At 71.4% G+C, this 21,768-nt stretch carries 22 protein-coding genes, 3 tRNA genes and 1 pseudogene; 6 read left to right on the forward strand and 20 right to left on the reverse strand.

The genetic code is table 11. The features are described from left to right. Window positions 1-16: 16 nt before the first annotated feature. The 4 genes from QFZ58_RS17895 to QFZ58_RS17910 all read right to left on the reverse strand — a co-directional run bounded on the left by QFZ58_RS17895 (window position 17) and on the right by QFZ58_RS17910 (window position 2,407). Entirely contained in the window at window positions 17-910 is an 894-nt protein-coding gene (locus QFZ58_RS17895) for an amidohydrolase family protein (protein ID WP_307125901.1), read from the reverse strand. Window positions 911-954: 44 nt separating this feature from the next. Then, window positions 955-1,839 (reverse strand): DUF2797 domain-containing protein, encoded by an 885-nt coding sequence (locus QFZ58_RS17900; RefSeq protein WP_307125902.1) that lies wholly within the window; start codon window positions 1,837-1,839, stop codon window positions 955-957. A 128-nt stretch (window positions 1,840-1,967) separates the two neighbouring features. After that, a tRNA-Arg gene (locus QFZ58_RS17905) sits at window positions 1,968-2,040 on the reverse strand. Window positions 2,041-2,316: 276 nt separating this feature from the next. After that, window positions 2,317-2,407, reverse strand: a tRNA-Ser gene (locus QFZ58_RS17910). A gap of 298 nt (window positions 2,408-2,705) precedes the next feature. Here QFZ58_RS17910 and QFZ58_RS17915 point away from each other — a divergent pair. Then, the gene (locus QFZ58_RS17915) at window positions 2,706-3,176 is read left to right on the forward strand and encodes an SSI family serine proteinase inhibitor (RefSeq protein ID WP_307125903.1); all 471 of its coding nucleotides are present in this window, start codon (window positions 2,706-2,708) and stop codon (window positions 3,174-3,176) included. Window positions 3,177-3,443: 267 nt separating this feature from the next. Next, window positions 3,444-7,664, forward strand: a complete 4,221-nt coding sequence (locus QFZ58_RS17920) for a PAS domain-containing protein (protein WP_307125904.1) — start codon at window positions 3,444-3,446, stop codon at window positions 7,662-7,664. A gap of 137 nt (window positions 7,665-7,801) precedes the next feature. Here QFZ58_RS17920 and QFZ58_RS17925 read toward each other — a convergent pair whose 3' ends face one another. From QFZ58_RS17925 to QFZ58_RS17935, 3 genes are all read right to left on the reverse strand, one after another. Beyond that, window positions 7,802-9,448: a long-chain fatty acid--CoA ligase gene (locus QFZ58_RS17925; RefSeq protein WP_307125905.1), complete on the reverse strand. Its 1,647-nt coding sequence runs from the start codon at window positions 9,446-9,448 to the stop codon at window positions 7,802-7,804. Between the two features lie 136 nt (window positions 9,449-9,584). After that, complete coding sequence (locus QFZ58_RS17930) at window positions 9,585-10,139, reverse strand: SigE family RNA polymerase sigma factor (RefSeq protein ID WP_307125906.1); 555 nt, start codon at window positions 10,137-10,139, stop codon at window positions 9,585-9,587. Between the two features lie 242 nt (window positions 10,140-10,381). Beyond that, the gene (locus tag QFZ58_RS17935; RefSeq protein ID WP_307125907.1) at window positions 10,382-10,693 is read right to left on the reverse strand and encodes a hypothetical protein; all 312 of its coding nucleotides are present in this window, start codon (window positions 10,691-10,693) and stop codon (window positions 10,382-10,384) included. Window positions 10,694-10,956: 263 nt separating this feature from the next. Between QFZ58_RS17935 and QFZ58_RS17940 the strand changes: the two genes are divergently transcribed. Then, window positions 10,957-11,847 (forward strand): bifunctional DNA primase/polymerase, encoded by an 891-nt coding sequence (locus tag QFZ58_RS17940; RefSeq protein WP_307125908.1) that lies wholly within the window; start codon window positions 10,957-10,959, stop codon window positions 11,845-11,847. A gap of 120 nt (window positions 11,848-11,967) precedes the next feature. Beyond that, entirely contained in the window at window positions 11,968-12,480 is a 513-nt protein-coding gene (locus QFZ58_RS17945) for a hypothetical protein (RefSeq protein WP_307125909.1), read from the forward strand. Window positions 12,481-12,638: 158 nt separating this feature from the next. Here the strand turns inward: QFZ58_RS17945 and QFZ58_RS17950 are convergent. Then, window positions 12,639-12,770: transfer RNA gene (locus QFZ58_RS17950), tRNA-OTHER, on the reverse strand. Window positions 12,771-12,897: 127 nt separating this feature from the next. Between QFZ58_RS17950 and QFZ58_RS17955 the strand changes: the two genes are divergently transcribed. After that, window positions 12,898-13,560, forward strand: coding sequence for a hypothetical protein (locus QFZ58_RS17955; RefSeq protein ID WP_307125910.1), 663 nt, complete (start codon window positions 12,898-12,900; stop codon window positions 13,558-13,560). A 75-nt stretch (window positions 13,561-13,635) separates the two neighbouring features. Here the strand turns inward: QFZ58_RS17955 and QFZ58_RS17960 are convergent, their stop codons facing one another. The 12 genes and pseudogenes from QFZ58_RS17960 to QFZ58_RS18015 all read right to left on the reverse strand — a co-directional run bounded on the left by QFZ58_RS17960 (window position 13,636) and on the right by QFZ58_RS18015 (window position 20,979). After that, the gene (locus QFZ58_RS17960; protein ID WP_307125911.1) at window positions 13,636-14,778 is read right to left on the reverse strand and encodes a site-specific integrase; all 1,143 of its coding nucleotides are present in this window, start codon (window positions 14,776-14,778) and stop codon (window positions 13,636-13,638) included. Continuing rightward, complete coding sequence (locus QFZ58_RS17965; RefSeq protein WP_257136054.1) at window positions 14,778-15,005, reverse strand: helix-turn-helix domain-containing protein; 228 nt, start codon at window positions 15,003-15,005, stop codon at window positions 14,778-14,780. Before QFZ58_RS17965 ends, QFZ58_RS17960 begins: the two co-directional genes overlap by 1 nt. Beyond that, window positions 15,002-16,417: pseudogene (repSA, locus tag QFZ58_RS17970) on the reverse strand (replication initiator protein RepSA). Before repSA ends, QFZ58_RS17965 begins: the two are co-directional and overlap by 4 nt. A gap of 91 nt (window positions 16,418-16,508) precedes the next feature. After that, window positions 16,509-16,823, reverse strand: a complete 315-nt coding sequence (locus QFZ58_RS17975; protein WP_307125912.1) for a SpdD-like protein — start codon at window positions 16,821-16,823, stop codon at window positions 16,509-16,511. A 27-nt stretch (window positions 16,824-16,850) separates the two neighbouring features. Next, the gene (locus QFZ58_RS17980; RefSeq protein ID WP_010060553.1) at window positions 16,851-17,006 is read right to left on the reverse strand and encodes a hypothetical protein; all 156 of its coding nucleotides are present in this window, start codon (window positions 17,004-17,006) and stop codon (window positions 16,851-16,853) included. A gap of 12 nt (window positions 17,007-17,018) precedes the next feature. Then, window positions 17,019-17,210: a mobile element transfer protein gene (locus QFZ58_RS17985; protein ID WP_003967784.1), complete on the reverse strand. Its 192-nt coding sequence runs from the start codon at window positions 17,208-17,210 to the stop codon at window positions 17,019-17,021. A 5-nt stretch (window positions 17,211-17,215) separates the two neighbouring features. After that, window positions 17,216-17,401: a hypothetical protein gene (locus QFZ58_RS17990; protein ID WP_307125913.1), complete on the reverse strand. Its 186-nt coding sequence runs from the start codon at window positions 17,399-17,401 to the stop codon at window positions 17,216-17,218. Between the two features lie 18 nt (window positions 17,402-17,419). Beyond that, window positions 17,420-18,079, reverse strand: a complete 660-nt coding sequence (locus QFZ58_RS17995) for a DUF2637 domain-containing protein (RefSeq protein ID WP_307125914.1) — start codon at window positions 18,077-18,079, stop codon at window positions 17,420-17,422. Then, window positions 18,079-18,264 carry a hypothetical protein gene (locus QFZ58_RS18000; protein ID WP_015577979.1) on the reverse strand — a complete coding sequence of 62 codons (186 nt, stop codon included), beginning with the start codon at window positions 18,262-18,264 and terminating at the stop codon, window positions 18,079-18,081. Before QFZ58_RS18000 ends, QFZ58_RS17995 begins: the two co-directional genes overlap by 1 nt. A 78-nt stretch (window positions 18,265-18,342) precedes the next feature. Further along, window positions 18,343-19,695 carry an FtsK/SpoIIIE domain-containing protein gene (locus QFZ58_RS18005; protein ID WP_307125915.1) on the reverse strand — a complete coding sequence of 451 codons (1,353 nt, stop codon included), beginning with the start codon at window positions 19,693-19,695 and terminating at the stop codon, window positions 18,343-18,345. Between the two features lie 2 nt (window positions 19,696-19,697). Next, window positions 19,698-20,060: a hypothetical protein gene (locus tag QFZ58_RS18010; protein WP_307125916.1), complete on the reverse strand. Its 363-nt coding sequence runs from the start codon at window positions 20,058-20,060 to the stop codon at window positions 19,698-19,700. A 139-nt stretch (window positions 20,061-20,199) separates the two neighbouring features. Further along, window positions 20,200-20,979 (reverse strand): GntR family transcriptional regulator, encoded by a 780-nt coding sequence (locus QFZ58_RS18015; protein WP_307125917.1) that lies wholly within the window; start codon window positions 20,977-20,979, stop codon window positions 20,200-20,202. A gap of 18 nt (window positions 20,980-20,997) precedes the next feature. Between QFZ58_RS18015 and QFZ58_RS18020 the strand changes: the two genes are divergently transcribed. Next, window positions 20,998-21,462: an NUDIX hydrolase gene (locus QFZ58_RS18020; protein ID WP_307125918.1), complete on the forward strand. Its 465-nt coding sequence runs from the start codon at window positions 20,998-21,000 to the stop codon at window positions 21,460-21,462. Window positions 21,463-21,768 lie beyond the last annotated feature (306 nt).

Below are 21,768 nucleotides of genomic sequence, written 5' to 3' on the forward strand. Positions count from 1 at the left end.
AATTGCCTGAGAAACGTCAGTGCAGGTCGAACAGGTCACGCGCGTTCCCGTGGCAGACGGCCCGCAGCCACGCGTCACCCAGGCCGAGGCGTTCGAGGGCGTGCAACTGGTGGGCGTACGGGTACGGGATGTTCGGGAAGTCCGTGCCGAGCAGGATCCGGTCCCCCAGGTCCGCGAGCCGCCCGCGCTCCCCCACGGGGAACGGCGTGAACCTCTCCGTGAAGTCCGTGAAGGCCATGGTCGTGTCGAGCCGCACCTCGGGGTAGGCCGCCGCCAGCGCCAGGAACTCCGAGTACTCCGGCATGCCCATGTGCGCCACCACCAGCCGGAGCCGTGGATGCCGGGAGAGCAGCCGGCCGACCGGCTCGGGCCCGGTGTACGCCCCCGGCGCGGGCCCCGACCCGCAGTGCATCACCACCGGCACACGGGCCTCCGCCAACAGTCCCCAGACGGGCTCCAGCAGCGGGTCGTTCGGGTCGTACGCACCGACCTGGAGGTGCGACTTGAAGACCCGCGCCCCGGCGTCGACCGCCTCGCGCACATACCGGTCCACCCCTTCCTCGGGGAAGAAGGTCGCCGTGTGCAGACAGTCGGGCACCCTCGCCGCGAACCCGGCCGCCCAGCCGTTCAGCCAGGCCGCCATCCCGGCCTTGTGCGGGTAGACCATCGAGGTGAACCGCAGCACGCCGAACGAGCGCAGCAGCGCGAGCCTTTCGTCCTCGGCGTGCCGGTAGGTGATCGGCCACTCCATGCCGGTCAGCGGGCCCGCCGAGTCGAAGTACGCCCACACCTTGCGGAGTACCCGCTCCGGCATGAAGTGCGTATGGACGTCGATGATCCCGGGCAGCCCCAGCCGTTCCCGGAACCGCAGGACATCGTCGCGGTCCCGGTCGCCGTCACCCCTGCCCATGCGCCCCACCCACCCTGTCCGTCCCGCTGTTCCCGGTGAGCCTGTCAGAACAGTCCGTCCTGCACGCCGGCGGCCCCTGCGGCGACCACCGGTACGGTCACGCCCGCCCGGGCGTCGGCGACCACGAGATCCCAGCCGGTGATCAGCCGGGTGTCCAGGACGACGACCCCTTCCGCACCGGTCTCCAGGAGCAGATCGGGCCCGGCGGCCGCGACCAGCCGGCCGGCCACCACTCCGCCGTCCACCAGCCCGGTCACCACCCGCGCCACCGGCCCGGCGTCCGGCAGCCCGAACACCCCGCCGTGGTCCACCGCCTCGAAGGGCAGCCGCTCCAGCGCCTCGGGCCACCCGGCGCCCTCCAGGGCCGCGGCCCGCCCGTACAGCGCCTCGATCTCCGCGGCCCGCTCCGCCGGCCCGGGCAAGGAGCCCCGCACCGCACGCTTGCGCGCGTACGGGATCCGATCCGGCACACCGAGCGCCGAACGCAGCAGCTCCTCCGTGCGCCGAGCGGCCATCAGAGGCCCGCGGCCCAGCCAGCTGAACACCACGGCCCCCTGCTCCCGCAGCCGCGCCGCGTCCCTGGCCTCACCGGTGATCCCGACCTTGACCATCCCCGGCCCGAACCAGGCGAGGTAGACGCGGTACGTCCGCGGGTCGTCGGCCATCGTGTCGGCGGCCACCGAGTGCGCCCGGTCCAGCCGGCCGCACTCCGCACACCGCGCCCCGGTACTGCGCACCGGCACCACGGCACCCAGGGGGCAGGGATTGCCCCGCGCGCCCAGACAGTGCCGCTCGCCCTCGGCCCGGAAGCCGAGCTCCGTCCCGTAGGCCAGGACGCTCACCCGCCCGGGCCCCGCCCGGCCGGAGCGTCGCCAGGTCAGCACGGGCCCCGTCGCGGGCCAGCTCATTCCGGCGCACCGCCACCCCATACGCCCACTCCCGGCTCGTCGTCAGGTCGGCATCCCGGCACCGCGGTCCCCGGCACCCGCCGGACCACCGCGCACCCCGGCAACGCGAAAGGCCCCCGGGATTTCTCCTGGGGGCCTTTGGCCTGCTGTGCACTCGGCAGGATTCGAACCTGCAACCTTCTGATCCGTAGTCAGATGCTCTATCCGTTAAGCTACGAGTGCCTACCAGCGGTCTTCACCGCCGGTGTTGCCTCCCGGGCTTTTCTGCCTGGTCGGCGTTGCGGGAACAACATTACATGACCTGCGCCGTCACGCGAAATCCATTAGCCATATGGCCTCTGACCTGCGAAAACGCCCTTCTGGGGCAGGTTCTCGGCGGGACACCCCGATGCCGGCGGAACCGGAGGAGGCACGGGGAAAGGCGCGGGAGGGAAGACGCCGCCGGGACCGGGGAACGGCCGAAGCCCCGCGCCTGGGGCACGGGGCTTCGGGTTCCTGCGGAGGCGGAGGGATTTGAACCCTCGATGGGCTTTAAGACCCAAACCGCATTAGCAGTGCGGCGCCATAGACCGGACTAGGCGACGCCTCCAGCACACCCCACGCGAGCGCGGGTGGTGCGTGCAGATGATGACACAGTCGAGCGCGCTGTCACCAATCGCCGCCCACGGTACTAGGCAGGTGGGCGGCGAGGCAAAGCGCCCTGCGGCGGCGATCCGGTCGGCCCCCCAGGAGTTGCGCAACGTGCGGGCGTGCGGAGCGTTAGAGAGTGCGAGGGCTCCGCCCTCCGTCCGTCACCGCCCCAAGTGCCCGGCGCACGCCACCCCGACCGGCGCGCCTCGGGCAGCCCGGCGCGCGCCCCGTGCGCCAGAACACAACAGGAGCCCCGCATGCTGCGCCGTCTCACTCTCACCGCCGTCGCCTCCCTCGCCGCGCTGTCCGCCGCCGCACCCGCCGCCACGGCCGTCTCCCCGCTCGTACCGCTGCCCCCGCTGCCCGTACTCCAGGACGACTGGCTCGGCGGGCAGGAGACGCAGACCCGTCTCACGGTGACGGTCTCGGAGTCCGGGAATCCGGCGGCCGACGGGGTCTTCGAGCTGGAGTGCGGTCCGGCCGGCGGCAGCCACCCCGCGGCGCAGCGGGCCTGCGACCTGCTGGACGAGGCCGCGGCATCGGGCGAGAACCCCTTCGTGCCGACGGACCGGAACGCCATGTGCACCCTCCAGGCCGGAGGGCCGGCGTCCGCCCGGGTCCAGGGGACGTGGGAGGGGGAGACCGTCGACGCCCGCTTCAGCCGCTCCAACGGCTGCGAGATCTCGCGCTGGAACAAGCTCGTGCCGGTACTCCCTTCCGCGCGGTAACCGGGACACGAGCGGCGTGCGCCGGTGCCCCCACGAGGGCGGCCGGCGCAGGTCCGCGCACGTCCGCGCACGTCATAGGGGGCGCTCACGGTCACTCCACTGCCACCGGCGTACACCGTGTGCACAGAACCTTGGTGAGAGCTCCCCCTCATCCGCCGCCCCATGAGCCGTCCCAGCCTTTAGACTCGTCCCATGACAGCCTGAGGCCCGAGGGGCAGGATGGGGCCCGCTGTCGGCAAGGTGCGGTATTCAGGGAGGAAGCGTCTCGTGAGCAGCAGGCCATCGAGAGGCGCTGCTCGCCTCGCAGCCATACTCGACGCCCTCCCGGACGGGCTCCTGCTCGTCAACTGCAACGGCACGGTCGTCAACGCCAACACCATCGCCCTCGAGATGTTCGAGACCCCGGGCACCGCGCTCGTGGGCCGCGGGCTGCTCGATCTGCTTCCGGAGTTCGACTCCAGGCTGATCCCGGGGTCGATGCGCAGGCCGGATGCTGCGGACGAGCAGGGCAGGACCAAGCCGACGCGGATGACCGCGCGCCGCACCGACGGCAGCGAGTATCCCGTCGAGGTCACCAGCGCGAGCCTGGACAGCGGCCAGGCCGGGTACAACGACATCCACTCCAGCTTCACGGGCGACGAGCTCCTCATGCTCGTCGTACGGGACCTCTCCGGCACCGTCGACACCGAGGCCGAGCTGGCGCGTTCACAGCGTCAGACCGAGATGATCCTGCGGGCCGCCTCCGAGGGCGTCGTCGGCACGGACATGGACGGCCGGGTCGTCCTGGTCAACCCCGCCGCCGCGCAGATCCTCGGCTTCCGCGCCAGCGACCTGGGCGGCAAGGAACTGCACACGCTGATCCTGCACTCGCGGGCGGACGGTGAGCCGTTCCCGTACGAAGGATCTCCGCTCGCCGACACGCTCAAGTCCGGCCGGAAGCACCGGGTACGCGGCCAGGTGCTCTGGTCCAAGAGCGGCGCCCAGGTGCCGGTCGACCTGACGACCGCACCCGTACGCGACGGGGACCAGCTGGTCGGCGCCGTGATGACGTTCACCGACCGCAGGCCGTACGAGGAGCTGACCCACCAGCACACCGACGAGGTCACCGGACTGACCGAGCGGCACGCCGCCGAGGTCGCCGAGCTCACCGAGAGCCACCGGGCCGAGGTCGCCGCACTCACCGAACGGCACGCGGCCGAGCTGGCCGACCGTAGCGAGCGCTATGCCAGCGAACTGGAGGAGCAGGCCGAGCGCCTGGCCGACCTGGGCGAACGGCACACCCAGCTGACCGCCGTGCTCGGGGAGTCCCTGCGCGGTCCGCTGGAGGAACTCCGCGGCGAACTCTCCGCACTCGCCGCCGACCCGGCCGGCCAGCTCTGGCCCGAGGCCAACCAGATCCTGCACCACCTCGCCGCCGGCTACGCCCGGATGACCACGCTCGTCGACAACGTGCTGGGCTACCAACGGCTGGACAGCGGTGCCGAGGAGCTCGTCAAGCAGCCGGTGCTGCTCGACTCCGTCGTGACCGCCGGCATCGACGGCGCGGTCGAGCTGATCGGCCCCGGCCGCGCCCAGTTCGCGGTGCACGCGCCCCCGATCGAGGCCGAGGTGGACCCGGACCGGCTGATCACGGCGCTGGCCCACCTCGTCGCGGACGTGGCGGGCGTCGACTCGACCGGCAAGGCACGGCTGATGCCGGGCGGCGGCTACGTCGACTCGACGGTCGTCGTCGCCGCGGCACAGCGGGGCGAGGTCGTACGCATCGAGGTACGCGGGCCCTTCGCCGGCGGTGACCCGGTGCACGTGCCGATCGTGCGCGGGATCGTGCGGGCGCACGGCGGTGTGCTCCAGACACACGAGATGCCGGGGATGAGCGGCAGCGCGTACGTCCTGGAGGTGCCCATCGGTACGGGTGCCGGGACGATCGCGCCCCCTCCGCTCCCGGTGCCCGAGGAGACGCCCGTGGCGGACCCCGAGGCCGCTCCGCCCCAGCCCACGCAGGGTGGGCGGCGCAGGGCGCGCAGGGGGTCGACCGACGCCTTCCTGGAGCGCGCCGCCGACAGCTCCGCCGACGCGCCGCCGGCCGGGGACACCGCCGCGGCGGAGCCCACCGGGCGGCGCCGGGCCCGGCGCGTGGCGGCCCCCGATGAGCAGCAGCACGAGCACGACGTGATCCCGCCGCAGCAGGGCGGGGGTTCCGGTCGCCGGCGCGGCCGGCCCAGCCCTGCCGAGACGGGTGCGGAGGCCCCGGCGGCCGAGCCCCGGCGGGCACTGGCCCTCCCCGCGGCACCCTCCTCGGCCTCCGCGCCGTCCGAGGGCTCCGTGGTGACGGCGGCGGAGGGCGCACAGGGTGGTGGCGGGCGCCCGCAGCGGGGCCGGACGGTTCCGCCGCAGGGTGTGCCGCACGAGGCCCAGGGGCGTCCGGACGGCGCGAACCAGCCGGCGCTCCCGGCCCTCGCCCCGCCCGAGGCGTCGTCGCAGCAGGCCCGCCAGGGGCAGTCCGCGCAGCAGCCCGGGGGGCGGCGGGCCCGGCGGGCTCTCGCCGCGGCCCAGGAACGCTCCGCCGCGGCCCAGCCCACGGGGCCGCGCACCGCGTTCGCGCTGCCGCCCGCCGACGCCGACCGTGTGCCACCGGCGGCGCCGGACACCTCCGGCACGCCTGTTCCGCAGGCCGTGCCTGTTCCGCCGGTCATGCCTGTTCCGCAAGCCATGCCTGTGCCGCCCGTCACGCCTGCTCCGCCCGTCACGCCCGTGCCGCCGGCCGCGCCCGTGCCGCCGGAGTCCTCCGGAGTCCCGGGGTACCCCGGTCCGGTGGACCCCGGTAGTCCCGGGGTACCGGCCGGCCAGGCCGCCCCGGGTGAGCCCGGTGCGGCCTGGGAACCCTCGCCGGAGCGGCATGACGCCGCCCGTACCGCACCCGACGCGGACCACACCCCGCCGCAGGCGCATCCCGTACCGTCCGGCCGGCGCAGGGCGCGGCTCGCGGACGTGCCTCAGCAGCAGCAGCCGGCCCGGCCCGGCCACCCCGTCGCCGGGCAGCCGCTGCCGGCCGTGCCGCCGCAGCCCGACTGGGTGCAGTCGGGCACATCGGGGCAGGGCCTGGCCGCCCTGACCGTGGACGAGGCCGCTCCCGACGCGTCCGGCCAGGCGGACGACGAGTCCTGGGCCGACCCCGCAAGCACCACGCACACCTCGGGCACCATGGGTGCGCCGGGCGAGCCCGCACCGGCCCCCTCCCCCGCACCGGCGGCGCACCCCGCCGACGCCGATGCGCATGCCGCCCCCGGGCAGGACGCCCGGCGGCAGCCGCTGCCCGCCGAGGCACCGCCGCCCGCGGGCACCTCGTCGGACTCGACCCAGGGGCGCGCGTTCAGCGTGCGGACCCTGGGCCAGGGCGTGCCGTTCGCGCAGCACCTCGCGCACCAGCAGAACCAGACGTTCGGCGGTGCCGGGCGCCGGCGCAAGCTGGCCGCCCCGCCCGAGGCGGAGCCCGCCGCACCGCCGGCCACGGCTCCCGTTCCGCCCCAGCCCGTCACCGCGCCCGTGCCTCCGCAGCCCGGCGTCCCAGGCGCACCGGCCGGCACGGCGCAGGGCAGCACGACGCAGGGCTCGGGACAGCTGATCGCCGCGCCGGCGGCCGAGGGGCGTGCCTACGCCATAGGGGCGCCCGACGAGGGCGCCGAGGGACCGGAGCCGCTGGACGGCCCCGGAGGCGCGGTCGAGGTGGCCAACCGTCCCCAGCCGTTGCCCGTCGACGACGAACTCCCCCCGGAACCGCTGGACAACCCGCGACGGCTGCTCGTCTGGCCGGCCCCGGACGCCTCCACCCAGCAGGCCCTGAGCGACCGCGGCTACCGGCCGGTGATCGTTCACTCCCGCGAGGAGGTCGACTCCCAGATCGCGGCCTTCCCCGCCGCGCTGTTCGTCGACCCCCTGACCGGACCGATCACCCGCACGGCGCTGCAGTCGCTGCGACAGGCCGCGGTGGCCGCGGAGGTCCCGGTGCTGGTGACGGCCGGCCTCGGCCAGGCGACCCGGGAGGCCGCGTACGGTGCCGACCCCGCCGTACTCCTCAAGGCGCTCGCCCCGCGCGACAGCGACCAGCACCCTCCGCGGGTACTGGTGATCGAGGAGCACGAGGAGATCGCGCTCGCGCTGACCGAGACCCTGGAGCGCCGCGGCATGCAGGTCGTCCGGGCGTCGGGCGACAGCGAAGCGGTCGATCTCGCCACCCGGATGCGGCCGAACCTGGTGGTGATGGACCTGATGCAGGTACGCCGCCGACGCGCCGGGATCATCGACTGGCTGCGCGCGAACGGGCAGCTGAACCGTACGCCGCTGGTCGTCTACACCTCGGCCGGCATGACCGAGTCGGAGCTGGCGCGGCTCGGTTCGGGGGAGACCGTGCTCTTCCTGGCCGAACGCTCGACGAGCGACGAGGTGCAGTCCCGGATCGTCGATCTGCTGGCGAAGATAGGGACGAACTGACGGCGGGCCGTCAGCCCGTCAGTTCCCGGGCCGGCGTGGCGTAGTACGACGAGGGCGGTACGGATCTTCCCGTACCGCCCTCGTCGTACGTAGCCACGCCCCGGCAGCCGGAGCCGCCCGGGGCCGCTCCGGGCCGGTCAGAGCCGCGTGATGTCCAGCTCGCCGTCGGCGTACTGCCTGCGAATCACCTTTTTGTCGAACTTGCCCACGCTCGTCTTCGGCACCGCCGGGACGATCGTCCACCGCTCCGGCAGCTGCCACTTGGCGACGGACTGGGCGAGGAAGGTCCTCAGCGCCGCGTAGTCGGCCGTCGCGCCCTCCTTGAGGACGACGGTCGCGAGGGGCCGCTCGCCCCACTTGTCGTCGGGTACGGCGACGACGGCGGCCTCGGCCACATCCGGATGCGCCATGATCGCGTTCTCCAGCTCCACGCTGGAGATCCACTCGCCACCGGACTTGATGACGTCCTTCGCCCGGTCGGTGAGCGTGAGGAAGCCGTCCGCGCTGATCACTCCGACGTCGCCGGTCTTCAGCCAGCCGTCCTCGCTGAACTTGTCCTCGGGCCGCAGGTGCTCGCCGTCCGCCCCGCCGTAGTAAGCGCCCGCGATCCAGGTCCCGCGGACCTCCAGTTCACCCGCGGCCTCGCCGTCCCACGGCAGGTGCTCGCCGCCGGGGCCGACCAGACGCGCCTCGACCCCGGCCGGGAAGCGGCCCTGGGTGATGCGGTAGGGCCACTCCTCCTCATCGGTCAGCCCGGCGGGCGGATTGGCCATCGTGCCGAGCGGCGAGGTCTCCGTCATGCCCCAGGCGTGGCGGAGACGGACGCCCAGCTTGTCGTAGGCCTCCATCAGGGAGGGCGGACAGGCGGCGCCGCCGATCGTGACGTCACTCATGGAGGTGAGGTCGCGCGGACGGGCGGTGACCTCGGCCAGCAGCCCCTGCCAGATGGTGGGGACGGCGGCGGCGTGCGTCGGCTTCTCGCGCTCGATCATGTCGGCGAGCGGGGCCGGCTGCAGGAAACGGTCGGGCATGAGCATGTTGACGCCGGTCATGAACGTCGCGTGCGGCAACCCCCACGCGTTCACGTGGAACTGGGGGACGACCACGAGCGTCGTGTCCCGGTCCGTCAGCCCCATCGACTCGGCCATGTTGACCTGCATGGAGTGGAGGTAGATGGAGCGGTGGGAGTAGACGACGCCCTTGGGGTCCCCCGTGGTCCCGGAGGTGTAGCACATGGCGGCGGCCTGGCGTTCGTCCAGCTCGGGCCAGTCGTACGTGGTGGGGCGGCCGGCGAGCAGTTCCTCGTACTCGTGCACCCGAGGCGCGACGCCCTCGAGCACCGAACGGTCACCCGGTCCGGAGACGACCACGTGCTCCACGGAGGGCAGGTGAGGGAGGAGCGGAACGAGCAGCGGCAGCAGCGAGCCGTTGACGAGGACGACCTTGTCGTCGGCGTGGTTGACGATCCAGACCAGCTGCTCGGCGGGGAGCCGGAGGTTGAGGGTGTGGAGCACGGCGCCCATGGAGGGGATCGCCAGGTAGGCCTCGACGTGTTCCGCGTTGTTCCACATGAGGGTCGCGACACGCTGATCACCGTCGATGCCCAGCTCGTCCCGGAGGGCGTGCGCCAGTTGCGTGGCGCGCCTGCCGACCTCGGCGAAACTGCGCCGTTGCGGCTCGGGATCGCCGGTCCAGGTCGTCACCTGCGACTTCCCGTGGATGGTCATCCCATGGGTCAGGATGCGGGTCACAGTCAGCGGTACGTCCTGCATCGTGCTCAGCACGGCGTCCTCCCGGTGGGCGCTACGCGGCAGTAAAGGTGCGCTGATTCTGCTCACATACCAAGCGGTATGTCACTACTTCCGGGAGTACGAATCGGTGTCGGCCGGCATAACCGGCCCCGGTCACGCCGCCCACGGCTCAGCGGACCGGGGCGAGCCCCGGGTCCTCGCGGAGTTTCCGGAGCGCGCGGGAGACGGCACTTTTGACCGTACCGACGGACACGCCGAGGACCTCGGCCGTCTGCGCCTCGCTGAGATCCTCGTAGTACCGCAGAACGACCATGGCCCGCTGCCGGTCCGGGAGCTTGAGCACGGCACGCCACATCGCGTCGTGCAGCGGCTGGTGCTCGGCCGGATCGGGAGCGGGCGCGACCTCCTTCTCGGGCAGCTCCTCGCAGGCGAACTCGTCGACCTTGCGCTTGCGCCACTGCGAGGTACGGGTGTTCACCAGGGCACGGCGGACATAACCGTCGAGGGCCCGGTGATCCTCGATCCGCTCCCAGGCGACGTATGTCTTGGTGAGCGCGGTCTGCAGCAGGTCCTCCGCGTCACTCGGGTTCGCGGTGAGGGAGCGGGCGGTGCGCAGCAGTACGGGGCCCCGTGCCCGCACGTACGAGGAGAACGACGGGTAGCGGCGGTGTCCGGCGGAGGCAGCGACCGCCCTGGAGGCGCCGGTGCAGACTGGCGTGGTCATGGCTCCACGCTAGGAGCGGGCACGCGCGAGGGGATCGGCCACAGGTCGCGAAGCGGCGTCCGCCTCAGGTTGTAGGAGTGGGGCAGGCCCCACCTCCTGAAGGTGGAGGGGCCGCCCGGCCACCTCAGGGTCCTCACCCCGAGGGCGTACGTCCGTCTCCACCCGGGCGGCGGCCCGCACGGCAGCACCGGAGCGCTGCCGTGCCGGCCGGCGCCGGCCGGCGCCGGCCGGCGCCGGCCGGCTCACCAGAGCGGCGTGAAGTACACCGAGACGATGTACGTGGACTGGTCGATCGCCGTGAAGGCCGATCCGTTCACCTGCGCGGAGTTGCTGTGGTTCGACGCTCCAGGGCCGACAGCCTGCTGCAGGGACGTGGACGAGTTGCCGGAGTTGTCGCCGCCGACACCGCCGGACCCGATCGTCGCCACCGCCGCGTTCGAGCCGTCGTTCGCGAACGAACCGTTGTCGGCGACCGCCACTCCTGCGGACAGGGCTGCGGCAAGAGGCAGGGCGGCGACAGCGGCGAGGGCGCGAACGGTACGGGTGCTTGCCATGTCAATTTCCTCCAGGAAGCGGAACGTACGGCGAGGTGCGGCCGGTCACGAGGCAGTCGGCCGACCACCTCCGTGCTGGTGCGACGTCGCGGGACCAAAGCTGCCCACCCCATCCCCGCCGAACCACGCACGCCACACCGTTCCCCCGCACGCGTGAGAAGACGCCGGTAAACCCACCACACCCCCGCAAGCCCCCTGACACGCCCCGGAGCGCCCCACCCCTCCCTCTTCCCTTCTTCGAACGCGTGTACGAAAATGGTTGCATGGCCATCATCGACCGGCAGACCGCCACCCTGGCCCTGTCCCATGCGCTCTCCGCCGCCGAGCGCGGGCTCCCCGTCTTCCCCCTGTCCGCCACCAAGCTGCCCGCCCTGCGCTCACCCCACCGTGACGAGAACCCTCCCGTCCGCTGCCGGGGAGCCTGCGGGCTGCCCGGACACGGTGTCCACGACGCCACCACCGATCCGGCCGCCGTGCGGGCCCTCTTCGCCGCGGCGCCCCGGGCCACCGGCTACGGGATCGCCTGCGGACGGCCGCCCCACCGCCTCATCGGCATCGACCTCGACGTCGATCCCGCGTACGGCACCAACTCCGCCGCCGCACTCCAGCAGTTGGCCTTCCAGCACCTGTTCACCATCCCGGAGACCGTCACGGTGCTCACCCCGAGCGGGGGTCGGCACCTCTGGCTGAGGGGGCCGTCCGACGTCTCGGTGCCCAACTCGGCCGGCCGCCTCGCCCCGGGCATCGACGTCCGCGGAGCCGGCGGCTACCTCGTCGGGCCCGGATCGGTCACCACCCACGGCAGATACCGGCTGGCCACCGGCACGGCGCACCTCTCACCGGCCCCCTGCCCCCGCGCTCTCCTGCGCCTGCTCACACCCCCGACTCGCCCGCACCGACCGGCGACACGGGCCCGTCCCTCCTCCATCCGGCAGGGCCAGGGCCTGGTCCAGTTCGTACTCGCCGCCCATGAGGGCCAGCGCAACACGCGCCTGTTCTGGGCGGCCTGCCGGGCGTACGAACACGGCTTCGGCGACGCCCTCGCGGACGCCCTCACCGATGCGGCGGTCCGCACGGGCCTCACCGAACACGAGGCCCGCGCCGCCATCGCCTCGGCCGCCCGCCTGACCGTGCGACGGCCCGGCCCGTCCTGAGCGCGGGAACGAACGGGCCTAGCACGCCTCCCCGGGTACCTGCGGCAACCTCCCAGGCAGCCGGTGCGGTTGCGCCGGGCCCGAGGCCGGACCCGGCGCCTCGGCGGTAGCGTCGCGGCCATGAGTGCAGCCATAGCCGCCCTGCTCACCGCGGTCGCCGGAGTGCTCGGGACGCTCTTCGCGCCGCTGGTCGCCACCTGGGTGTCGAAGCGACAGCGAGCCGAGGAGGCCCGTGCCGACAAGAGACGACGGCACTTCGAGGAGCGGCGCGCCGCCTACACGTCGATGAACCGGGCGTCCCGTCACTTCCACACACTCCTCAAGGACGCTCTCCACCGCCTGCGCGACGGCGTCTACACGGACGAGGACCGGGCACAGCTCGAGGCGGGCCGACGCGACTACCGCGACCGGTACGCCGAAGCCCAGATGATCATCCCCATGACGGTGATCTCCGCCTCCCACGACCTCAACACCGTCCTCGCCGCGACGGACGCCGCCATCAAGCGCATCGACCGCGGCCTGGCGGCCGACACCGAGACGCCGGACCAGGTGCTCCTCACCCTGAAGGCGACGGAACCCAGACTCACCGCCATGCACCGCATCATGCGCGAGGACCTGGGCATCACCGACTGACGGGCGGTGGGGGGAGCACGTCAACTGCGGATCAGGTCCTGCAGGCCGGCCCCTTGCGTGCCCGAAAGAGCGGGAAACCAGGGGGAACAGCGGTGCCCGGCGGGGAACGGGCATGGCAAAGGCCCCCGACCATACGTACTGGTCAGGGGCCGTTCACCTGCGGTGGGTGTGGGATTTGAACCCACGGTCACATCGCTGCGACGACGGTTTTCAAGACCTTTCGGGGGTCAGGTGGCGTACCAGCTTCCGTGCAGGTCAGGCGCAGAAAACCGTCTCGCCGCAGCCTCCGCCGCGCTTACCGTGCCCGCTACGTGCCCCTGGGAAAGCCCCCTGTCACCGTCTCAAATGCCCTCAGCCCATCCTGACCGGTGAGGCAGAATCGCGGACAACTAAACGGGCGATGACAGGGGTGGGGACGTGGTGCGTTTTGGCTGGCGCAGCCAACGTAAGGGCATACCGAAGGAACCAGCACTACTGGCTGCGGCTGCTGAGAACCCCGGTGGCAGCGTCGCCGAGATCGACCCGGCGTATATCGACGACCCGAACGGCTACGTGCCCCCGGAGGCGATCCGTGGCGCTTGGCTGGTGGACAGCAGCGGCAAACTGACAGGTGAGTACCAGGAGAATCCCCGCCACGGGGCGCCGCAAGACGACTTCAGCAAGCTCACCGAGCCTGATCACTGGCTTGGCTGGCTAGGCGATAACCCCGCGGCCGCCGTCAGGAAGGGCATCGAAGAGTCCTTGCGGGCCCAGGTGGCTGACGCAGTGGTCGAGTGGGTCAAGATCCTTGAAACACCACGGTTTCTGACGGCCGGGCGTCAGCCTTCCGAAAACGACCAGGTCATGTTGGTCACCCGCGCGGCACTCGCCGCGCCGTTTGCGTTGTCCGTGCGTACGACGCAGCACGGGCGTTCCGTCCTGCTGGGAGTGTTCTCCTGGGCGGCGGTCAACCTCTCACCGCCCGGAGTACGCAAGGACCGGCACTGGTTCGACCTGAGCGTCGAGCTGGACTGGGCCGGTGAACAGCTTCAGGGGCGGATCTACGAGATTGACGGTGAGAACCGCACCACCGAGCAGTAGAGCGACATTCGGACGCCGTACAGCGCGTCGCCCCTGGCCATGTTCTCGGCCAGGGGCGACAGGATTTACAGGGCCTCACAGAGGCTTGTGCTCCTTGTTCGGCCCATCCTCTTCCTGCCCTTCGAGCCACGTGTCAGCCGCTTCGGCAACCTGATCGTCTCGACCGGCGACCGGCCGGGCATAGTGCCGGGTAGTGACGCTCGCGTTCGAGTGTCCGAGCCGATGGGCAGCGGTCATGACGCCGTACCGGTCGGCGACCCACGTCCCGTGCGAGGCGCGGAGATCGTGCGGCGTGACGTCGTTGAGCCCGGCAGCCGCCACGGCGGGATCGAAGTACGCCTTGCGCCACTGGTTGTAGCGCAGAGGCTTGCCGCCGGGCGTGACGAAGAGGAGAGCGTCCTCCCCGCCGGGCAGCGTCTCCAGGTGCCGGCCGATCCGCGCCGCGAGTGACGGCCCGATCCGCAGGACCCGCTTCTGATGGGACTTGGGAGTATCGAAGACCAGGGTGCCGTTCGCTTCGGCCAGGTTCTCGTCGACGAGGACCAGGCCGCCGGACACATCGATGTCCGCTCGCCGCAACGCGAACGCCTCCCCGACCCGCAGACCCGCGTAGGCGAGCAAGGAGATCAGCAGATCATGCGGCTTCGTCGCGCTCCGCACGATCCGTGAGGCTTCCAGCGGGGTGAGGATGTGCGGCTCGGTCTGCGGCATTCGAGGCAGCTTCACACCCCTGCACGGGGTCTGCCCGATCATCTCGTTGTCGACGGCCGCCCGCATGATCTGCGAGAGCACCCGGTAGGCCTGCCTGATCCGCGAGGCGCTGAGACCACGGGTCTTCATCGCACCGACCCATTCGACGATGGTGATAGGCCGGAGGCTGGAAAGCTCACGATCACCGAGCGCCGGAACGATCAGCGAGTTAATCAGGGATCGGTACGACGCCTGTGTCTTGCGCTTGAGCTGCGGGGAGACCGCGGTAAGCCATCGTGCCGACCAGTCGCGGACGGTGGTTCGTCCCTCGGCGGGGTCGAGCCAGCGGCCCTCCTCCATCTCGATGCGCTTCCGTGCCAGCCAGCGATCGGCGTCCGTCGTTGTCGCGAACGTCTGATCAGCGGCACGCAGCACGCCGTCAGGCCCCGGATAGCGAGCCTGGAACCGGCCGGACGGCAGCTTCCGGATCCGGCCGAAGGCGCGTCGGGACTTTCGCTTGGCGGCCATCAGGCAGCCCTCCGGTACGAGTACGCCGAGGCGGGCCGCAGGACGATCGGCGCCACCGTATGGGCACTGACGTACTCCTCCACGGCACTCTCGGGGATGCGGACGTGTCGGCCGACCTTGACGAACGTGATGCGGCGTTCCTCGATGAGCCGGCGAGGGAAGCGGAGACCGGTGCCGAGGCGTTCGGCGACCTGATTCACGGTGAGCAGCCGGTCCGCCACGGTCACCACTTCCCCTCGTCGGTAGTGCGCCCCTTCAGTGCGTCGCGGGCGGTCTCGCGGTTGGTCTGGAGGTCACGGGCGATGGTGGCGGCCAGAGCTCCTTCGCCGGGGGTGTGCCCGTGGCCGACGTACTGCCAGTCCGTCAGGACGAGGACCGTGTCCGGTTCACGGTCGGCCAGGCCGAGGACGGTCGCCTCCTGTCAAGCGCGGTAGTCGGCGCGTTCCTGGCGGAGGGCACCCAGGGTCGTCGAGTAGGTGCGGGACTTGGACGAGAAGTGGCCGCGGAAGCCGAGCATGTGGGCCCAGGCCCAGAGACGTCGGTCCGGATAGAGGCTGTCGAGCTCACGGCATGCGGTGATGAGTCGGCGGGTGTGATCGGGGACGCGGTGGCGGTCGAGTTCGGCGAGCTCACCGATACGGCGGTCCAGGGTGCCGGTGTTCTCGGCGGCTTTGGTGGCGTACTTGGCCACGTACGAGGCAACTGCCTGTTCGGTGACATCTGACCCGTCGCCGAAGGCCTTGACCGGGCGGACGTCGAGCTGTCGACCCCATCGAAAGGTCCGGGACGACTGTTCACCGGCAGCCGGGACGGAGACCGACGTGTACGAGTGCGCGGCTGCGGCGCGGATCGTGTCAGTGAGGAGAGCGACCGTGGCCCAAGAGGGCGGCGGAGTACAAGGTCCCTCCGGGCCGTCGAGACGTACGACGGCATGGAAGTGGAGGGCTCCGCGCTTCTGGAATTCGGCGACCTTGCCGAAGGAGACGCGGAGGTGGTCGCCCAGCTCACGGCGTGGGATGCCCGCTTGGATGGCGAGTTCGCGGCGGAGTCGGGTTGTGAAGCGCTGCCAGAGCTCCCCGGCGTGGTTGTTGAAGAGCACGGCGCCCGCGTAGTCGTAGGTCTCCGGGTCAAGGGCGGAGCCCAGGTCCCCCGAGTCCGAGGCGTGCGCCGTGCCGCACCGGCAGGTGCCCCGGTCGGGGCGGTTGTGGACAGGGCCGAACGAGGGTGCGGTGAGGGTGGCGAATACGCGCGGGTGGTCGCGGACGGCGGCGGTGATGTCGCGGCGGTCGTCTCCGGCGAGGCCGGCGCGGATCAGGTGGTAGGTGTCGCCCGCGTAGGTCCAGGCGCAGGAAGGGCAGCGGGAGGCGCGGCGGTTGCCGCAGGCGATGCGGAGGCGTCCGCCCGGCTCGTACGCGGTCGAGTAGCGGTGCAGGGTCTCGCCGGTGGTCTTGTCCTTGTGGGTTACCCAGCCGCTCAGATGGACGGGGTCGGCACAGCCGCCTGTGCGGCGGATCTGGTCCTCCCAGCGGGTGTAGTCGGAGGCCGAGGCCACCCGGAGGACGTCCCCGAGGACGGTCGGGTCGAGCTGTGGGGCGGGCATGGACCGCTTCTGTTTCGAGGGTGAGGGCCGGTGGGCCATGCTGGGGGTTCCTTCCGGTTGCGAGATCGATCGGTGGGCACGGCTCCCGGGCGGCGGATGCTTGGCGGTATCGAGGCCGCCCGGGGGCCAGTCAGCGGCGTTTGGCGTTGGACGCGATCAGGGAGCGCACGACGACCGCGCAGACGGCGACCGATGCGCTGGTGACGGCGACCGCCAGGAGCAGCGAGACCAGGACGGTGCCGACGACCAGGACGACGGCGGTACCGGCGCCGACGAGCGCGACCGCGGTGCCGGGGGTCAGCTGTACGACCGGACGGGACGGCTCAGGGGCGGCGGCGGGTGCCGGGGCAGGCGTGCCCGGCGTGATGGTGGTCGGCTGGACGACGGCGGGCGGGGTGACCAGGCCCGAGGGCTGCGGCATGGTCGGGATCTTGGGCTGGAACATGAGTGGTTCTCCTCTCCCGGGCGCGGGTTACTTGACGGCGGTGTCGATGACGGACGCGAAGAGGCTGTCGGCGAGGAGGTAGCCGCCGAGGAGGAGCACGCAGATCAGCCACACCGGCGGACGGAAGAGCTTGATGCCGAGGTAGCCGACGACCAGCAGGGCGATCCAGAGGGGGACGTCCATGGACGCTGTCTCCTAACGGACGGTGCAGCGGTGGGTACGGGCGGCGAGTTGGGCGGCGGTCCGGCTGGAGTAGTCGGCGGACCAGCCGCAGCGGTCGGCAGTGCAGACGGCGGCGTGGGCGGTGCGGCCGGTGCGGTCGCGGTGGGTGCCGATCTGCACGGGGCCGATACGCATCACGGAGTGGAAGCTGTCGCGGGCGGGCATGCCGGTCATCCCCTGTCGGTCGTCGGGTCGGTGTACTGGGCGCGGATGCTGCGGGCGGTGGCCAGGTCGTCGACGCGCCGGGCGGCTTCCTCGGTGAGCAGGTGGGCGAGGAAGGGGCGTCCTGCTGCGGCCATCTCACGCGCTCCGTCGAGGTAGTCGGCCATGGTCAGGTCGGCGGGATCGTGGGTCATCTCAGTTCTCCTTTGCGGTCAGCTGAGGCGGGCGGCGATGGCGTCGGCGAGGTGGGGCGGAACGCCGAGGCGGGAGCGGAGGGTGTCGGTGTCGATCGGTGATCCGGTACGGGTGCGGTACTCGTCGGCGACCTTGCGGGCGTGGTCGATCAGCACGGCGGGAACGAGCGGCTCCGGGGACGGGGGCGAGGACGGGGCTGTTGTCGCAGGGGGTTCGTCGGCCTGGGATGGGATCGGGGCGGCGTCAGGCACACGCGCCGGCCCGGCGTTCTTCGTCTCCGTGGCGGCGGCTGGCGGAGCTGGCTCCGGCTTCCCCGACGAGTGGGCGAGGAGAGTGCCGCCGAGGAAGGCGAGTGCGGGCCATCCGGCGATGCCGAGCCGGAGCGGGGCCGGCGGGTCGGCCAGGTCGAGGAACCCGGCGGTGGCGACGTTGGCGCCGAGCGAGGCGAACAGAGCGACCAGGAACCAGCACCAGGCCAACCGAGACGGACCCTCGCTGCGCAGCCGACGCCAGGCGGCGACAAGGAGCAGGTCGACGCTCACCGGGTAGGCCCACGCCTTCCAGCCGTCCTGTCCGGCCGCGGCGGCGAGGTCGTGCAGGTGGGCGAAGGACAGAGCTCCGGCGATGACCGCCTGGATCAACACCGCGTCGATCCGGAGACCGTGCCGGGCGCCCATCAGGAGTCCTCAGCGGGGTCGGAGTCGTCCGGGAATGTGCCCGGCGGCGGCTCCGGCAGCGACACGGCGAGGGACGGGCTGACGACGTCCACGAAGTCGAGGTCGGCGCCGGCCATGTCGGCGTACAGAGCGAGTTGGCCGAGCAGAAGCACGGTCCGGGCGAAGTCCTCGCAGTCGGGGCACATGGCGGTTCTCCCTTCTCTGGGCATGGCAGTGGTAGGGACTCGGCGCGAAGACGGTCACGCCTACCGGGGGGGGAGAGATCAGGCGGTGGACGGAGAGGCCTTCGCCGATGGCACAAGCTCGGTGGCGGTGCCGGTGGTGGGCCGGAAAGAGGCCAGCTCTGGCAGGTCCGGGGTCCTGTCGGCGTACCGGTTGCAGAGGTTCACGGCCTGGCGGAGCGAGGTGTGCGGAGCGCGGATGCGGTGCCAGCCGCCGGACGCATCTCCCGCGATGGCGAGGCCTCGCAGTTCGGCGGGAATCTGGATGGCGGCGAGGACCGCGTCCGGGGCGATGTCGCCGAAGGCCATGTTGGCGGAGGTCTCGTCGTTGAGACGGTGGGCAGTGCGGCCGGTGAGTTGGGCGCGGAGCATGGTGATGCCCTTGCCGAGTTCGGAGCCGAAGCGCTGTCCGCAGATTTCGAGGTAGATACCGGCGGCGCGGCCGAGCTGCGCGAGACGGACCAGGGCGGTGATGATACGGTCCCGCCGTCTCTCCTCCTCCTTTGATGCGTACAGGGCGAGTTCGGCCACCTCGTCGACCAAGACGACGACCGGGGTCGGGCGGAGCTCATCAGGCAAGTCCCAGATGTCGGCGGCGATCTCCGCGTCCGGCACATCGACGGTGATGCGCTGCTGGGTACGGATGAGGCGGTAGACGTCCGCCATCCGCGCCACGAGTGCATCGAGGAGTTCGGCAGCGGTGTCCGGGCTGTCGGCCAGCGCTGAGAACCGGCGCGCCAGCGGGAAGAGTTCGACCCCTTGCTTGCAGTCGATGCCGACGAGGGCAACGTCCAGAGAAGCAAGGCCGGCGACCAGGTTGCGTTGGTAGACCGACTTGCCGGACTCCGTGGCGCCGAGGGTGAGGGCGTGAGGTATCGCGCGGTAGTCGCGGTAGTGCACCGACCCGTCCTCCCGAAGGGCGACCGGTACCCGCATCGCCCGGGTCTCCGTCTCAGCAGGCATCTGCACCCGCTTGAGCACGTCGTATCCGGTCATTCGCACCTCGACGACCCCGGACCGCACCTCACGCGAGGTCACGCCGAACATCGAGAACGAGTGCCGAAGCCGGTCGGAGGCCGCGGCGATGTCGAAGACGTCCTGGCCGGGACGGAGCTTGAGTCGGAGGACCAGGCCGGTGCGAGTCGGCCGCAGTCGCCGGATACGCGGTGGGCGGGGCTCAGGTATCGGCCGGTTGGTGGCCCGAGCCAGAGATAACCGCCACCGCGCCGGCGGAACGGTCAACCCGCACGCGTCCATGACCGAGCGGTACCGGACCAAGACCCGCAGCGCGGCCAGGGTGACCCCGAAGGCCAGCCAGTACCAGGCGGGCCGCCGCCACCGCAGGAGACCCGCAGCGGCGACGACCAGCACCAGAGCGACCGTGAAGGCAGTCATGATCAGGCCGCCTTCGACCCTGTGGCGGCGGCGACGTCGGCGAGCGAGGTGACCGCGACCGCGCGGAACGCGATGCCGTGCCGCCGCTGGCCGTTGAAGTCGTTCTCCCACGGACGGGCGACCAGGCCGGTGAGCGCGACCGGCGTACCCATGGACAGCTCACCGCTGATCCCGGGCTCCGGAACGGTGACGGACAGGATCTCCACCTCCTCGTTCGCCGCGAACATCACGTCCACGGTCATGAGCTGAGCACCGGTCTCCATGTCGGTGGCGATCTCACCGGTACGACGGTCACGCACCTTGACCTGCGGAGTCTTGGCGACCATCACGACCGCGCTGGAGGTGTCGACAGGAATCTGACGCACAGCAGATCACTCCTCTATAGATGCTGAACTTCGCCACTCATGCACATGAGTGACATGAAGAAGAGTGCATCACTCCTGTACATGAGTCAACCCGCCGCGAAGAAGAACTCGCGACGGGCTGCGGGGAGTTGAACGGGCGTCAGTCGCCGGCAGGGATTCGGTACTCGAAAACGAACTGGTCAGCGGCCATGAGCGTGTCGCACACCTCGACCACGCGACCCTCGGTCGTACGGGCCTCCCGGATCAGGTGAACCACGGGCGCGCCAGGGCTGAGCGCCAGTTCCGACGCCTCCGACTTCGAGGCCGGGCGCGCTTGCAGCGTCTCGACGAACTCCGCGAACTCATGCCCGTGGTCTTCGAGTCGGGCGTAGATGCCACCGCCCCCGGGGTTCTCGGCGAACAGCTCGGGGATCTCCTTCACCACGTCCCAGGGCAGGTACGACGAGGCGGTTTCCACCGGGGTGCCGTTGCGGAAGTAGAGGCGCCGACGGGCCAACACCTGCGTACCGGCGGGAATGCCCAGCCGCTCAGCGGCACCCTCGGGCGCGTCCATAGGACCGATGTAGAGGACGCTGACCTTCGCGGTGGCGCCGGACTGTGCGGACTCCGCGAGGTAGGCGGCCTGGCCACCTTGCCGGAGCGAGCGCCGGAAGCGATCGGAGGAGCGGTGCCGTACGGGGGGCCGGTTCTTCACGATCGAGCCCTTACCGTGCCGGGTCTCGACGAGCCCACTGGCCCGCACCTCGACCATGGCCTTACGGATCGTCCCGCCGGAGACGCCGTAGCGGTCCACCAGCTCGGATTCGCTCGGCACCATGTCGCCGGCCTTGAGAACTCCCGCCCGGATCTGCTGCACGAGGTCATCAGCGATCTGCACATACCGAGGACCGGTACCGGCCCCTCCCGCCGCAGTTCCCATAGTCCTTCCCTGCCTCCTATGCTCCTCTACATGAGTCAATCACAGGAAGCGACACCCGCTCCCCTGCACTCCGTGTCCGTCGCCGGAGTAGTGGTGCGCGAGGACGGCCGCCTCCTGGCTATCCGCCGAGCCGACAACGGCGCCTGGGAGCTCCCCGGCGGCATCCTCGAACTCAACGAGACACCGGAAGCCGGCGTTGCCCGCGAGGTCTGGGAAGAGACAGGCATCCACGTCGAGGTGGACCAACTCACCGGCGTCTACAAGAACACGACCCGAGGCATCGTCGCGCTGGTCTTCCGCTGCAAGCCCTCCGGCGGCACCGAGCGCACATCAAGCGAGTCGACAGCCGTCTCCTGGCTCACTCCCGACGAGGTCAGCGAGCGCATGGCCGAGGTCTACGCGGTCCGTCTCCTGGACGCCCTGGACGGCAACGGCCCTCACGTGCGGAGCCACGACGGCAAGCAACTCATCACAGCGGGATAAGACTTTCTCTACTTCATCAAGGCCCGCGCACGGCGCGGGCGCGCGCCGCCTCTGCGGCGCGGCCTGCCTCCTGTCTTCGCCCCGGCTGGCCGCGCCCGGCGGCGCGCTCGGCGTCTGCGGGCATGAAGTGAGGAGACACCTCTGTGGCTGGGGCGGTCGGCTCCACGGCTTTAGCCACCTCCCCGGTTCGGGTCCCGCGTCGAGCAAGACCAGGGGGCCACTCGTTCAAATTCCGGGCAGGATCACAGCCTGCCCGAGTTGCCGGCCAGCGTACGGCCCCCTGATCATGCTCGATCCCAAACCGGG

The organism is Streptomyces sp. B1I3 (assembly GCF_030816615.1).
Classification (GTDB): Bacteria; Actinomycetota; Actinomycetes; order Streptomycetales; family Streptomycetaceae; genus Streptomyces.

Coding starts and splice junctions, on each gene's coding strand:
- QFZ58_RS17895 (WP_307125901.1), bottom strand. CDS start 910: ATGGGCAGGGGTGACGGCGACCGGGACCGCGACGATGTCCTGCGGTTC.
- QFZ58_RS17930 (WP_307125906.1), bottom strand. CDS start 10,139: ATGACCACGCCAGTCTGCACCGGCGCCTCCAGGGCGGTCGCTGCCTCC.
- QFZ58_RS17985 (WP_003967784.1), bottom strand. CDS start 17,210: ATGCCCGCCCGCGACAGCTTCCACTCCGTGATGCGTATCGGCCCCGTG.
- QFZ58_RS17935 (WP_307125907.1), bottom strand. CDS start 10,693: ATGGCAAGCACCCGTACCGTTCGCGCCCTCGCCGCTGTCGCCGCCCTG.
- QFZ58_RS17900 (WP_307125902.1), bottom strand. CDS start 1,839: ATGGGGTGGCGGTGCGCCGGAATGAGCTGGCCCGCGACGGGGCCCGTG.
- QFZ58_RS18015 (WP_307125917.1), bottom strand. CDS start 20,979: ATGGGAACTGCGGCGGGAGGGGCCGGTACCGGTCCTCGGTATGTGCAG.
- QFZ58_RS17940 (WP_307125908.1), top strand. CDS start 10,957: ATGGCCATCATCGACCGGCAGACCGCCACCCTGGCCCTGTCCCATGCG.
- QFZ58_RS17980 (WP_010060553.1), bottom strand. CDS start 17,006: ATGGACGTCCCCCTCTGGATCGCCCTGCTGGTCGTCGGCTACCTCGGC.
- QFZ58_RS18000 (WP_015577979.1), bottom strand. CDS start 18,264: ATGTGCCCCGACTGCGAGGACTTCGCCCGGACCGTGCTTCTGCTCGGC.
- QFZ58_RS18020 (WP_307125918.1), top strand. CDS start 20,998: ATGCTCCTCTACATGAGTCAATCACAGGAAGCGACACCCGCTCCCCTG.
- QFZ58_RS17915 (WP_307125903.1), top strand. CDS start 2,706: ATGCTGCGCCGTCTCACTCTCACCGCCGTCGCCTCCCTCGCCGCGCTG.
- QFZ58_RS17975 (WP_307125912.1), bottom strand. CDS start 16,823: ATGTTCCAGCCCAAGATCCCGACCATGCCGCAGCCCTCGGGCCTGGTC.
- QFZ58_RS17995 (WP_307125914.1), bottom strand. CDS start 18,079: ATGGGCGCCCGGCACGGTCTCCGGATCGACGCGGTGTTGATCCAGGCG.
- QFZ58_RS17945 (WP_307125909.1), top strand. CDS start 11,968: ATGAGTGCAGCCATAGCCGCCCTGCTCACCGCGGTCGCCGGAGTGCTC.
- QFZ58_RS17990 (WP_307125913.1), bottom strand. CDS start 17,401: ATGACCCACGATCCCGCCGACCTGACCATGGCCGACTACCTCGACGGA.
- QFZ58_RS18005 (WP_307125915.1), bottom strand. CDS start 19,695: ATGACTGCCTTCACGGTCGCTCTGGTGCTGGTCGTCGCCGCTGCGGGT.
- QFZ58_RS17960 (WP_307125911.1), bottom strand. CDS start 14,778: ATGGCCGCCAAGCGAAAGTCCCGACGCGCCTTCGGCCGGATCCGGAAG.